Below are 12,331 nucleotides of genomic sequence, written 5' to 3'. Positions count from 1 at the left end.
GCCCCAAGAGCGTCTTGCGACTTGGCGGTCACGCCAGGAACCGCAAAGACGCTCTTGCCAATCCGTTGGATTGGCATGGAACCAAAGAGGGGGAGCAAACAAGTGTTTCCGCCTAGATTCGCTTTGCTCCAAAGGGCCTCATCTCGTTTTCCGCAGAAAAAACCACCAAAGGGAGGGGGCCGCGACGCTTTGCGCTTTCCCCCTGCCGGCAAATCTCATTAGGATTGGGTGTCCGACGATAACCATACGGCGTTAGTGCCATGCCGCGTCTGTTTACCGCTCTGGAAGTCCCTCCCATCATCGGCATGAAGTTGTCGACGCTCCGCGGTGGCCTGCCCGGTGCCCGCTGGATCGACGTCGAGAACTATCACATCACCCTGTCCTTCATCGGCGATATCGATGACAGGCTGGCGCGCGATGTCGCCGAAGCCCTCGATGGCATTCGCCGGCCCATTGTCGACATCGCCGTCGACGGGCTGGATGCCTTCGGCGGCAGCAGGCCGAAATCGGTCTATGCCAGGGTATTGCCCACGCCGCCCTTGATGGAGCTGCAGGCCGTGCAGGAGCGCCTGCTTCGCCGCCTCGGCGTGCCGATCGAGAACCGGCAATATACCCCGCACATCACGCTGGCTCGGCTGCGCAGCGAAGCCACGGCGCGTCTCACCGCCGACTGGCTGGCCTTGCGCGGCGGCGGCCGTCTAAGCTTCACGGCCGAGCGCTTCGTGCTCTACTCCTCGCGCGATTCGGTGGGCGGTGGCCCCTATATCGTCGAAGAGGCCTATGAGTTGCAGCGGCGCGAAGAGGTTGCGCTGCGCTGACATCGTCATTGCTGCCCGCCAAGCCTTGACATGGCCGTCATGGCTATAACGCATCAAGGGAGGCCGACATGCCCCAAGCGAAACTGAACGATGACGAACGCCGCTCCGCGCTGGCCGAGCTTGCCAACTGGGCCGCGACACCGGGCCGCGACGCGATTCGCCGTGTCTTCGTTTTCCGCAATTTCAACGAGGCCTTCGGCTTCATGGCGCGGGCCGCCCTCACCGCCGAAAAGCTCAACCATCATCCCGAATGGTCCAATGTCTACAAGACCGTCGACGTCACACTCTCCACGCATGACGCCGACGGGCTGACCGAACTCGACCTCAAGCTCGCCAGGAACATGGACAAGATCGCCGCGACGATGGGGGTGTGATCCTCGCGGCCAAGCCTGGTTCACAACGAGACCAGACGGCGCTCCATGATGATCGTGCGTTCATCGCCGTGATAACTATCGCGCACGACCTTAAATCCCAGCTTGCTGTAGAATCGTTCAGCCGTCACGGTGGCGGGAACCTGCAATGTTGCAAGACCCGCATGCCGCGCCAAATCTTCGATCCTGGCCATAAGGCGTCGCCCCACGCCCTTGCCCTGAGCATCGGGAGCGACGAACACCGTTCGAATCCACTCTCCCTCCAGGCTCGCAGTCCCGATGATCCGCTCGCCGGCAAGAGCGACAAGGACTTTACGTGTCCGTATCAGCTCTTCCACCCGCGAGGGCGTGAAGCTCTCCTCCACCCTGGCAATGATCTGAGGTGCATAGTCGCGGGCATTGGTTTCTCGTAAAGCCGCGAGGATGATCTCACTGATCGCCGGCGCATCATCCGGGCTGGCACGACGGATATCATGATCGACTGGCATGTCCTCACATTATGACGATGCTTGTCCGGTTCCAAGCCAGTGCCCGGTCGCCTCTCAGGCCGCCTGCCATTTCTGCGCGTATTCGCTGCGCAGCGTGACGAACCAGGGCGGCTGCGCCGGCGACCACCAGACCTTCGAGAGAGCATCGTCGGGATAGGCAGCCCGGAGGAAATCCCGCAGCTTGCCATCGAGCCGGTCGATGGCGCCCCGCGACACCGGATTGGCGGAAAAAGCCGTGGCGTAGGCGGCCGAGGCTTCGGGCGTGACGATGAAGCGGGCCCATTCATGGGCCTGCTCGGCATTCCGCGCATTCTTGAGCAGGCCATAGCCCTGCAGCCAGCCAAAGGCCCCTTCCCTGGGTGCCACGAAGCCGACATCGTCAGCGGTGAGCACCTGCGCCGTGGTGTCCCAGGTCAGCCCCAGCGTGCAGCCCTTGCTGCGGAAGGCCGCCAGCGCTTCGTTTTCGCTGCTCCAGAACTGGCCGATCACGGCCTTGCGCCTGGTCGCCTCGGCCAGTGCGAGGTCCCAGAGCTGGCGCATGGCAGCCTCGTCCTTGTAGCCGTCAAGCCAAGGCCTCGGCAGCTTTCCCTCGGCCTCCAGCACCCGGCCCATCGCAGCCAGCCCGGTCGACGGCCTGATCGCGACCTTGCCGCGATATTTTTCATCGAAAAGCGCGGTGAGGGATGCAGTGCCATAGGTCTGCGGTGCGGCTGGGCGCGCATAGGCCAGGGCCTCCGCGCCCCAGACCACCGGCAAGAAGTAGCGCCGGCCCTTATGCATGGCAGAACCGGTCAGGAACGCCTTGTCATAGAGATCGAGGCTGACATTGCCATCGTTCCAGGGCTGCAGCAGGTCCGCCTGCAGCCATTCCGGCAGGCGGTCGATGGAGGGTTCGACGATGTCGGCGCCCACACCCTGGGCGGCGATGCGCGCCTGCGCCAGCATCGCCTCCTGGTCGGGCTGCTCGCTGAAATTGACGGTAATGCCGGTCTTTTCGGTGAATGTGCGGAACAGGGCGCCGAAATCATAACCCGACCAGCCGAGATAGTTCAGCTCCCCGGAGGAGGAGAGCGCCTGGCTGACGATGGCGGGTGAAGCCAGCGCGCCCAGGCCAAGCGCTGCCACCCCGCGCAGGAAGGCGCGTCGTTCGGGCTTTATAAGTTCCCTTCTCCCGTTGGGGGAGAGGGAAAAATGCTCCGGTCGTGGCACTTTCCTCAAACCGGTCTTTCCCCCTATTCGGCCCGAGCCAGTGCCTGCGCAAGGAAGGTGCCGCCGAGTTGCAGTCCCTGATTGTCGATGCCATGGCCGAGCCCACGGCTCATATGGGCTTCGACCGGCACTGAAAGGGCTTTGAGCCCTTCCTGCGAGAACTGCAGCGCGAAGGGCGGAATGACCTGGTCCTGGTCGCCATGCATCAGCAGAACCGGTGGCCTCGCGGTGATCTCCGGCGCCATCACCGTGGGCAACTGCCCTTCCGGACAAACCAGAACGCCGGAATAGCCGACGATGGCCCCCATCGCCTTGGGGCGACGAAGCCCGACATGCAGCGCCATCATGGTGCCCTGGCTGAAACCGACCAAAGCGAGCGCGGTCTCGTCCAGCCCTTCGCGCTCGAGTTCCTCGTCCAGGAAGGCATCGAGCACGGGCCGAGCCTTCTCGACGCCATGCCAGCGCTCATTGGGAATCTGAAAGGTCAGCGGGAACCATTGACGGCCGAAGGGACCTCCCGCACAGGGCTCGGGCGCATGGGGCGATACGAAGGCAGTGTCGGGCAGGAGTTCCTGCCAGGCTCGGCCGATGTCGATCAGATCGTTGCCGTCGGCGCCATAGCCATGCAGGAAGACGACGAGCTGGCGGGCTTTGCCCGATCGGGCGGGCAGGCGGGGTCCGTCGAGCTTCGTCATCCGCGTCTCCTCATTTTGTCTCGCATGCACAGAGCACCGATTCGCGTGACGAAAATGCGTCCCGCGATCAGTCGATCGGTACACCCGACCGATTCTTCATCTTGGCGTAATAGGCAAAGAGCAGCCGGGCGGCAACACCGCGCCAGGGGCGCCAGGCTTCGGCGATCTCTGAAAGGGCGACGGCATTCGGGCGCTCTTCGAGTTCGAGCAGCATGCGCGCGGCTTCCTGCAAGGCGAGGTCGCCCGAGGCAAAGGCATCGCCATGGCCGAGACAGAACATCAGATAGATATCGGCGGTCCAGGGACCGATGCCCTTGACCTTGGTCAACTCCGCGCGGGCAGCATCGGCGCTCAATACGGCCAGGGCATGGAGATCGAGCCCGTCCAGCACCGCCTGGCCGAGCGCCCTGAGGGTACGGATCTTCGGCATCGACAGGCCGCCGGTGCGGAAATCCGCCTCGGGGGCGCTGACCAGCCTCTCAGCCGTAAAGGGATCGAACACTGCCTTGGTGCGTGCCCAGATCGCCCGGGCGCTGGCGACGGAGACCTGTTGGGACACGATGATCCAGGCGAGCGCCTCCAGCCCGCCTTCGTTGCGGCGCAAGGGCGGCTCGCCGCACAGATCGTGAATCGCTGCCAGCCTGGGATCGAGCGCGCGCAGGGCCTCGACGCCGGCAAGGATTTCGGCACGCGAATGGATGATCACGGTCATGCCTCTGTGTTACATCCTGCCCGTGGCAAATCAATCGAACAACCGCCCCGTCCTGCGCTTCGCGCCCAGCCCGACCGGTCATCTCCATCTTGGCCATGCGCTCTCGGCCTTCGAGAACGAGCGCTGGGCTGCGGCAACCGGCGGGCGCCTGCTGCTGCGCATCGAGGACATCGACACCACGCGCTGCCGCCCGGAATTCGTCGCCGCACTGCTGGAGGATCTTGCCTGGCTGGACCTGCCCTTTGAACCATGGCCGAGGCGCCAATCCGAGCACTTTGACCTGTATCGCGAGGCCCTCGACCGTCTTGCCGGAATGGGATTGCTCTACCGCTCCTATGCATCGCGTACGGAGATTGCTGCCGCCATCGACCGGCCGGATCATCCGCGTGATCCCGGGATCACCCGTGATCCCGATGGTACCCCGCTTTATCCCCGCGCCGCACTCGCCGCGGCGGACGACCCAGCCGAACGGGGCCCGACAGAGCCCTTTGCGCTCAGGCTCGACATGACGGCGGCCTTAGCCAAGGCCGCGGCCTTGGTACCCACCCTGTTCTGGCGGGAGCAGGCGGCCGCCGAAGACGGGGGCTTCGAAGCAATTCCAGCCGCACCGGAACGCTGGGGCGACGTGGTGCTAGCGCGCAAGGAATTCCCAGCCAGCTATCATCTGGCCGTGGTGGTCGACGATGCACTGCAGGGCATCACGCATGTCGTGCGCGGCCGGGATCTCTACCATGCCACCGGTCTGCATCGCCTGCTGCAAACCCTGCTCGGCCTGCCGGAACCGATCTACCATCATCACGGCCTGATCCTCGGCCTCGATGGTGAGAAACTGTCGAAATCCGCTCGTTCCACCAGCCTGCGCGCCCTGCGAGCGGATGGCGTCACGCCGGCGCAGATACGGGGAATGGCGGGGATCGTGTGAGGACAGCACGCATCGGCCCTGGCTCTTCCAATCGCAGGCTTCCCTACCCAAATGCGCTTATTTTGTAGGCATGAGCACGAGAAAGGAGGGTCGATCTCCACAGCTCCATCAATTAATGGAGCGAGATCGACCATCTTGGAAACGTAACGCTTGCGAGGAAAGAAGATGCCGATCTGGAGATCGGCACACCGAGTTTCGAGCGCCTTATCCCGCAAAGCCATAGCAAGTTTCAAAAATACCCGCTCTTTGAAAACGGACATCACGCCTGTTTCGATACGTCCTCGACAGCCAGCCATCCTCCCTCGATACGCACCACCTTGATGCGCGCGCCAGCGCCTGCGTCAGCCCCCTTGACCTGCCACACCGTGTCGCCGACCCTTATTCGCCCCACGCCGTTCACGATCGGCTCGGCCAGGGTGAAACTCTGGCCGACGAGCGCATCGGCCCGGCGATTGAGAAAGGGCTGCTCCTTGTCGGACGCGTCGACCTTGTGGGCGAAATGCCGGCCGATCCAGGCGAAGACCACACCGAGAGCCGCGAACAGCAGGAGCGCCAGCGGCCAGCTCAACGGCCAGAAGAAGCTGATGGCCCCGGTCGCGGCGGCAGCAAGGCCGAGCCAGATCAGGAAGGCGCCGGGCAGCAGCACTTCCAGGCCGATCAGCACGGCGGCCAACACGAACCATCCCCAGACATTGATGGACGCAAATTCGTTCATGGGCGGCTCCTAGAGCAAAGTGCGATTTCTCCGAATCGCACTTTGCTCTCGCTCCTTGTTTCGACGCGTCTTTGCGATTCTTGGTGACTCCGTCAAACCGCAAAACGCTATGGTCTCAATCCTGGCCGGTACGCGGCACGCCGGAACCAGGGCGCCTGCCCTGCACCGCGGCCTCCCCGAAGGTTGCCTTGGCGATTTCGCCAATGCCCGCGAGCGAACCGATCAGGGCGGTCGCCTCCATCGGCAGAACGAGCACCTTCTGGTTCGGCGCCGTCGCCATAGCCTGCATCGCCTTCACATATTTGTCGGCGATGAAATAGTTGAGCGCAGCGACATTGCCTTGCGCCAGCGCCTCGGACACCACCATGGTGGCGGCGGCCTCGGCCTGGGCCGAACGCTCACGCGCCTCGGCGTCGCGGAAGGCGGCTTCCTTGCGGCCCTCGGCCTCCAGGACCTGGGCCTGCTTCTGGCCCTCGGCTTTGAGGATCTCCGACTGGCGCTGGCCCTCGGCCTCGAGAATGACGGCACGCTTCTCGCGCTCGGCCTTCATCTGGCGCCCCATCGAGGCGATCAGATCGGCCGGCGGTACGATGTCCTTGATCTCGACGCGGGTGATCTTGATGCCCCAGCTCGTCGCGGCGGCGTCAACCACGATGAGCAAGCGGTTGTTGATCTCGTCGCGATGGGAGAGAAGCTGGTCCAGATCCATCGACCCCATGACCGTGCGGATATTGGTCATCAGCAGGTTGAGGATGGCGCTGTTGAGATTGGCGACCTCGTAGGCGGCCTTGGCGGCATCGATCACCTGGAAGAAGGCGACACCATCGACGGCAACGGTGGCGTTGTCCTTGGTGATGATCTCCTGCGTCGGCACATCCAGCACCTGCTCCATCATGTTCATGCGTGCACCGATACGATGAAAGATCGGCGGCACGATGTTGAGGCCAGGCTGAATGGTATAGGCGTAGCGACGAAAACGCTCGACCGTGTAATTATAGCCTTGTGGCACGGTCTTCACCATCTTCATCAGGAAGAACAGCAGCGCAATGGCCAGGACAATGACGGCTGTCGTCGCGGTGAGTGGAATATTGGGCATTGCGGTCTCCAGATCGAGCGAGATTTCATCCTGTCTAGCTGTGGCCGCGAGCGCTGGAAAGCGCTCTCGCAAGCTCCTGCAACCGGAAGATGCGAAAACGCACGAGTGATGCCGCCAGCAACGCCATTGCACTTGCAATACCGCGTGATATTAGGATGTATCGAACGAAACGTTCGGCAAACCGAACGGCTTAGGCGACGTACGATTTGGGCGGCGGGGAAATACAGGCGCATGTCGGAAGGTGAGCAGCTACGGGCGAGCTTCCCGGAACTGGCCCGCAAGCAGGCGGACCAGCCCGATGACAGCCTGGTCGTCGATTTCGGCCTGGAACGGCCGCTCCGTCTCGACAGCGGCGTCGACTTCGCACCGCTGCGCATCGCCTACACCACGGCAGGCAAGCTGAATGCGGCAAAGTCCAACGCCGTGCTGGTCTGCCATGCGCTCACCGGCGACCAGCATGTCGCCAGCGTCCATCCCGTCACCGGGCGCGCGGGCTGGTGGGATACCTTGGTCGGCCCGGGCAAGCCGATCGACACCGAGCGCTTCTTCGTGATCTGCCCCAATGTGATCGGCAGTTGCATGGGCTCCTCCGGCCCAGCCTCGACCAATCCGGCGACAGGCCGGCCCTATGGCCTCGACTTTCCGGTGGTGACCATCGCCGACATGGTGCGGGCGCAGGCCATGCTGCTCGACCATCTCGGCATCGAGAGCCTGTTCGCGGTGCTCGGCGGCTCGATGGGCGGCATGCTCGTGCTGCAATGGGCCGCTTCCTATCCCGAACGGGTGTTCTCGGCGCTGTGTATCGCCAGCGCCGCCCGCCATACCGCCCAGAACATTGCCTTCAACGAGGTCGGCCGCCAGGCGATCATGGCAGATCCCGACTGGCGCGGCGGCCACTATATCGAGGCCGGCATCCGGCCCGCCAAGGGTCTGGGCGTTGCCCGCATGGCTGCCCACATCACCTATCTCTCCGAGGACGCCCTGCAACGCAAATTCGGCCGCAACCTGCAGGACCGCGCGGCGCGCACCTTCACCTTCGATGCCGACTTCCAGATCGAAAGCTATCTGCGCTACCAGGGCCTGAGCTTCGTCGAGCGCTTCGACGCCAACTCCTATCTCTATGTCACCCGCGCGATGGATTATTTCGACCTCGCCGCCGAGTATGACGGTTCCCTCGCCGCCGCCTTCAGGGGCACGCATACCCGCTTTTGCGTGGCGTCCTTCACCTCCGACTGGCTGTTTCCCACCAGCGCTTCGCGCCAGATCATGCATGCGCTCAACGCGGCCGGCGCCCGCGTCTCCTTCGTCGAGATCGAGACCGACAAAGGCCACGACGCCTTCCTGCTCGACATCCCCGAGCTGTTCGACATGGTGCGCGGCTTCGTCGGCGCCGCGGCCCGCGAGCGAGGGGTGGCATGAACAGGTTCCGCCCGCGCGACACCAGGACGATGACGGCCCAGCGTAGCCCGGCATCAACGCCGGGCACCCGCCTCGATTTCCTGCAGATCCGCGACATGGTGATCCCCGGCGCCCGCGTGCTCGACGTCGGTTGCGGCGACGGCGAATTGCTGTCCCTGCTGGAGGCGACACGCAATGTCGATGGCCGCGGCATCGAGATCAGCCAGCTCGGCGTCAACGCCGCCGTCGGCCGCGGCCTCGCGGTGATCCAAGGCGACGCCGATTCCGACCTGAGCGACTATCCCGACGACAGCTTCGATTATGTGATCCTGTCGCAGACCCTGCAGGCCACCCGCAAGCCGCGCCAAGTGGTGGAGGACATGCTGCGCATCGGCCGGCGTGCCATCGTCTCCTTCCCGAATTTCGGCCATTGGCGCATCCGTGGCCAGATCATGTTCCGCGGCCGCATGCCGGTGACCGACAACCTGCCCTATGCCTGGTACGATACCCCCAACATCCATTTCTGCTCGATCCGCGACTTCGTCGAGATGGCGCGCAGCCTCGATGCGGTGATCGAACGGGCCGAAGCGCTGACGCTATCGGGCCAGCCGGTCCAGGTCCAGGCGCCATGGTGGTTCTGGAACCTGTTCGGCGAGCAGGCGGTGTTCCTGCTCAGAAGGCGGTAGGCTGCCGCCCCACCGACAAGCGTCCTGTCATCCCCGGCCAAGTTCCTCGCGAGCACAGCGAGAGAGGACGAGGGTATCGTCACAAGCTTTGCTTGTGACTGGGATCCAGGGGCCAATGAGACGCAGGCTTCTTGCCTCTGGATCCCCTTTCCTCGCTTCGCTCGCCGGGGACGACAGCCCTTTCAATGACGCCGGGAGTCACGCCCCATCGGCGAGACGGCCCGCAGGGCTGGGCAGCAGCACCGGCGTGAATTTCGGCGACACCGCCCGCTTGGCACGCACCGTGATCGGCCGGAACACCTGCTTGGAGGCCTCCACGATGTGCACGCCGGCAAAGGGGGAGGCGAAGCGGGCGGCAAAGCGCTCATAGGCGGGAGCGGAGCGCAGCGCCCAGCCATGAAACATCGGCGGCAGATAGAGCGCTTCCGTCCAGTTCACCGGCGAGAACAGCGCATCGCGCAGCAGGCGGGTCAATTGCGGGCGGGAAAAGGGCCGGCCATTACCAAAGGGCGTGGCATCGGAGCGCGCCCAGACCCCTCGCCGGTTCGGCGCCACCAGCATCACCGTGCCGCCGGGCGCCAGCACGCGCCAGATCTCACGCAGCGTGTCGAGGGCAGAATCGGCCTCCTCGAGCAGATGTATGGCCAGCACCCGGTCGAGGCAGCCATCCGCCAGGGGCAGTTCGGTCTCCTCGACCAGCGCGGCGGCGAGCGGGCCGTTCTCCGGCCATTCCAGCACGCCCTGCGTCGATGGATTGAACGAGACCACGCGTTCGGCCTCGTCGCGGAACATAGTGAGATAGGGCGCGGCAAAACCGATGCCGGCGACACGCTGGCTGCTGAGATCGCTCCAGCGCGCCCGGATCTTGGTGGCAATCAGGCGGCCGGCCACGATGCCCAGATTGGTGCTGTAGAAGTCGCGGAGATCGACGACATCGAGCGACATTGGAACCAACACCTAGTTACGACAGCGACAATTCGATCTTGCAGGCCGGGACGACGCCATTGCGCGCCAAGCTAATCCGCAAAAACTGGCGAGAACAAGAGAATTGGCCAATCCGAAGAGAGCAGCCCAAACGAAGCAATTCCGTGTCCATCGATCCCCGGCACCGATCAGGGCTGCAATGCGCGCTGAAATCGCTCAACCGGCAAGCGCAACCGCGATAGAATGCATGAGCCCTCTCCCATGCCGGGAAAGGGCTCACGGATCAATCGATCAAGAAAACGGCCGAAGCTCAGTTGGTCGCCGTGGCGCCCTGGTCGCCGCCCAGGCCGAGCCAGCGCTTGTAGAAAGGCTGCTCCGTCGGCGGATTGGTGATCGCCGGCGGCAGCTCGGCCATCTGGGCGGCCGGAAGCGCGGCTCCAGCCATCATCGGCTTGCCGGGCGTCAGCGTCTTTGCCTTGCCATGCTTCGGCTTGGTATCGGGCACAGTGCCGGTCTGGATCGGGTCGACATTGATCGCCGCCGGCGAGGCCGGTTGTTCGGCCGGCGCATAGCCGAGCCAGCGCGCATAGAAGGGCTGTCCCTCCGGCGCGGCGGCCGCCACCAATTGGCTTGGCGGAGCGTTGGCAGCGGGAGCAGCCATAGCCACGGCAACCGGCTTCTGCGGCATGGGAGCCGGAAGCTTGTTGCCCATCAGGCGGGCATAGACGGCCTCCTGACGCTTGGCGACGGCCTTCGGATCCGCCACGCCCTTGATCGGCTTGCGGGCCACTGCCGCTTCCGAATAGAGCAGGCTTTCGGCTGCGGCATAGGTCACGCGATGGGCGGCATTCGCGTCTGCTTCCGTGGCCGGCGCGCCCGCATCGTTGAGGGCGACTTCGGTCACGTCGACACGCGAATAGGTGAAGGGACGATCCTTGCCGGGGACAGCCGACTGGTCGACGGCGCGCGCGGCGAACACCGGATTGGAGCCACCATCCTGGTAGATATAGTTGACGGCCTTGGTGCCGGAGGCAACCAGCGAGGTGATCTTGGCATCGTCGCCGCGCCGCTTCTCGTAAACGGCGGCAGCCACATTCTGGCTGGCGGGCGCGATAGCACAGTCAGTCCCGCCATTGCCGTTGAAGACATAGCGGCCCTTGCAGACATCGACCTTGACCGTCTGCTTGGTGACCTCGAAATTGTCGGTGCCTTCCTTCAGGTTCTGCCAGAAGCCGATATTCGGGTTGCGGCGATTCCTGGCCATGTTCTCGGGCGTCATGCGGAAGGGCAGCGACTGCACCTGGAACGAAGCCTGCCCGCCCTGCAACGCCTCACGCGCCACGGCATAGATCTCGGCCACCTGCTTGTCGGTCATGGCAAAGCAGCCGCGCGAGGAGCAGGAGCCATGCACCATGATGTTGCCGCCGGCCCGGCCGAGCTGGCGATCGAAGTTGTTGGGGTAGCCGATGTCGAAGGACAGATAATATTGCGAATTCGGATTGAGACTGCTCATGCCCACCGCATAGAAGCCTTCGGGCACTTGGCGGTCGCCCTCGCTCTTCTTCGGACCGAGCTGTCCCGACCAGCGGCAGACCGGATAGCTCTTGAGCAGAGCATAACGCCCGCTCGAGGTCTGCTTCCAGAGCTCGAGTTCGGACTCTTTCTTGTAGATGCGCACCAGGATGGGCGCGGAACGCGCCATGCCCTTGGCCTGCATTTCGGCAATCAAGGCCTGCGGCACCGGGCTAGTCGAACGAACACTTGCGCCATTCTGATTGGAACAGGCCGCCGCCAGCAAAAGGACCGGCACGGCCATTGCAATCTTGCGCATCAACTTGAAGTGAGCGGTCATGAACCAGTGAACCCGTGCAAAGTCAGTAATACGGACTAAGGGACATTTACAATCAACGACCGCTCGCCGCAAGCCATGGGCCGGTCGTGGTTACGCAACAGCGTGAACGGAACCTTAACGGCACAATGCCTGATTCCACGCCCCGCCGATAGGGGCCTTCCACCGGAAACTCGGCCGGGACCCTATAGACTTCCTCACGACCAGACAAGCATCGGCCACAACAAAACTTCATTTCGAACAGGATGCGAGGATACGACATGGAGTCTTTGCCGCCCCGGATCTGACGGATGCCCCCTCTATACTGCTTGTGATACGGCCTGATCCTGGTCCCGCCCGCTGTCATGGACCTGTCGCACGCGCTGGCTATCCCTAGCGCGAAGCGCGTTCAGGGGGAACGCGCCCTCTTCCAGTTCTTTGTTTCCACGCGTCTTTGCAACTCTCGGCA

At 63.8% G+C, this 12,331-nt stretch carries 13 protein-coding genes; 5 read left to right on the top strand and 8 right to left on the bottom strand.

Going from position 1 to position 12,331, the window contains the following annotated elements:
• Nucleotides 1-260 precede the first annotated feature (260 nt).
• Together thpR and ACN6KF_RS23855 are read left to right on the top strand one after the other, a co-directional pair.
• Complete coding sequence (gene thpR, locus ACN6KF_RS23860) at nt 261-818, top strand: RNA 2',3'-cyclic phosphodiesterase (protein ID WP_434959239.1); 558 nt, start codon at nt 261-263, stop codon at nt 816-818.
• Nucleotides 819-886: 68 nt separating this feature from the next.
• Nucleotides 887-1,192 (top strand): 4a-hydroxytetrahydrobiopterin dehydratase, encoded by a 306-nt coding sequence (locus ACN6KF_RS23855; RefSeq protein ID WP_434959238.1) that lies wholly within the window; start codon nt 887-889, stop codon nt 1,190-1,192.
• Between the two features lie 20 nt (nt 1,193-1,212).
• Here ACN6KF_RS23855 and ACN6KF_RS23850 read toward each other — a convergent pair whose 3' ends face one another.
• The 4 genes from ACN6KF_RS23850 to ACN6KF_RS23835 all read right to left on the bottom strand — a co-directional run bounded on the left by ACN6KF_RS23850 (nt 1,213) and on the right by ACN6KF_RS23835 (nt 4,293).
• Nucleotides 1,213-1,677 carry a GNAT family N-acetyltransferase gene (locus ACN6KF_RS23850; protein ID WP_434959237.1) on the bottom strand — a complete coding sequence of 155 codons (465 nt, stop codon included), beginning with the start codon at nt 1,675-1,677 and terminating at the stop codon, nt 1,213-1,215.
• 54 nt (nt 1,678-1,731) lie between these two features.
• Nucleotides 1,732-2,802 (bottom strand): extracellular solute-binding protein, encoded by a 1,071-nt coding sequence (locus ACN6KF_RS23845; RefSeq protein ID WP_434959236.1) that lies wholly within the window; start codon nt 2,800-2,802, stop codon nt 1,732-1,734.
• Between the two features lie 107 nt (nt 2,803-2,909).
• Nucleotides 2,910-3,581: an alpha/beta hydrolase gene (locus tag ACN6KF_RS23840; protein ID WP_434959235.1), complete on the bottom strand. Its 672-nt coding sequence runs from the start codon at nt 3,579-3,581 to the stop codon at nt 2,910-2,912.
• 67 nt (nt 3,582-3,648) lie between these two features.
• Nucleotides 3,649-4,293 (bottom strand): DNA-3-methyladenine glycosylase family protein, encoded by a 645-nt coding sequence (locus ACN6KF_RS23835; RefSeq protein WP_434959234.1) that lies wholly within the window; start codon nt 4,291-4,293, stop codon nt 3,649-3,651.
• On the opposite strand from ACN6KF_RS23835, the gene gluQRS reads away from it, so the two are divergent.
• A complete protein-coding gene (gluQRS, locus tag ACN6KF_RS23830; protein ID WP_434959233.1) occupies nt 4,292-5,215 on the top strand; it encodes a tRNA glutamyl-Q(34) synthetase GluQRS in 924 nt (307 codons plus the stop codon). The genes ACN6KF_RS23835 and gluQRS overlap by 2 nt on opposite strands.
• Before the next feature lie 259 nt (nt 5,216-5,474).
• Here gluQRS and ACN6KF_RS23825 read toward each other — a convergent pair whose 3' ends face one another.
• Together ACN6KF_RS23825 and ACN6KF_RS23820 are read right to left on the bottom strand one after the other, a co-directional pair.
• A complete protein-coding gene (locus ACN6KF_RS23825) occupies nt 5,475-5,930 on the bottom strand; it encodes an NfeD family protein (protein WP_434959232.1) in 456 nt (151 codons plus the stop codon).
• Between the two features lie 115 nt (nt 5,931-6,045).
• Complete coding sequence (locus ACN6KF_RS23820; protein WP_434959753.1) at nt 6,046-6,957, bottom strand: SPFH domain-containing protein; 912 nt, start codon at nt 6,955-6,957, stop codon at nt 6,046-6,048.
• 300 nt (nt 6,958-7,257) lie between these two features.
• On the opposite strand from ACN6KF_RS23820, the gene metX reads away from it, so the two are divergent.
• Both metX and metW read left to right on the top strand, forming a co-directional pair.
• Nucleotides 7,258-8,445 carry a homoserine O-acetyltransferase MetX gene (gene metX / locus ACN6KF_RS23815; protein WP_434959231.1) on the top strand — a complete coding sequence of 396 codons (1,188 nt, stop codon included), beginning with the start codon at nt 7,258-7,260 and terminating at the stop codon, nt 8,443-8,445.
• A complete protein-coding gene (gene metW, locus ACN6KF_RS23810) occupies nt 8,442-9,110 on the top strand; it encodes a methionine biosynthesis protein MetW (RefSeq protein WP_434959230.1) in 669 nt (222 codons plus the stop codon). The genes metX and metW overlap by 4 nt, the downstream gene beginning before the upstream one ends.
• A 198-nt stretch (nt 9,111-9,308) precedes the next feature.
• Here the strand turns inward: metW and ACN6KF_RS23805 are convergent, their stop codons facing one another.
• Together ACN6KF_RS23805 and ACN6KF_RS23800 are read right to left on the bottom strand one after the other, a co-directional pair.
• Entirely contained in the window at nt 9,309-10,055 is a 747-nt protein-coding gene (locus ACN6KF_RS23805; RefSeq protein WP_434959229.1) for a methyltransferase domain-containing protein, read from the bottom strand.
• 289 nt (nt 10,056-10,344) lie between these two features.
• Nucleotides 10,345-11,886 (bottom strand): L,D-transpeptidase family protein, encoded by a 1,542-nt coding sequence (locus ACN6KF_RS23800; RefSeq protein WP_434959228.1) that lies wholly within the window; start codon nt 11,884-11,886, stop codon nt 10,345-10,347.
• Between the last annotated feature and the right edge of the window lie 445 nt (nt 11,887-12,331).

The sequence above is a fragment of the Labrys methylaminiphilus subsp. lupini genome (assembly GCF_051161885.1).
GTDB lineage: Bacteria > Pseudomonadota > Alphaproteobacteria > Rhizobiales > Labraceae > Labrys.
Note: the sequence above shows the minus strand (reverse complement) of the source record. Positions and strands in the feature narration are given on the sequence as shown.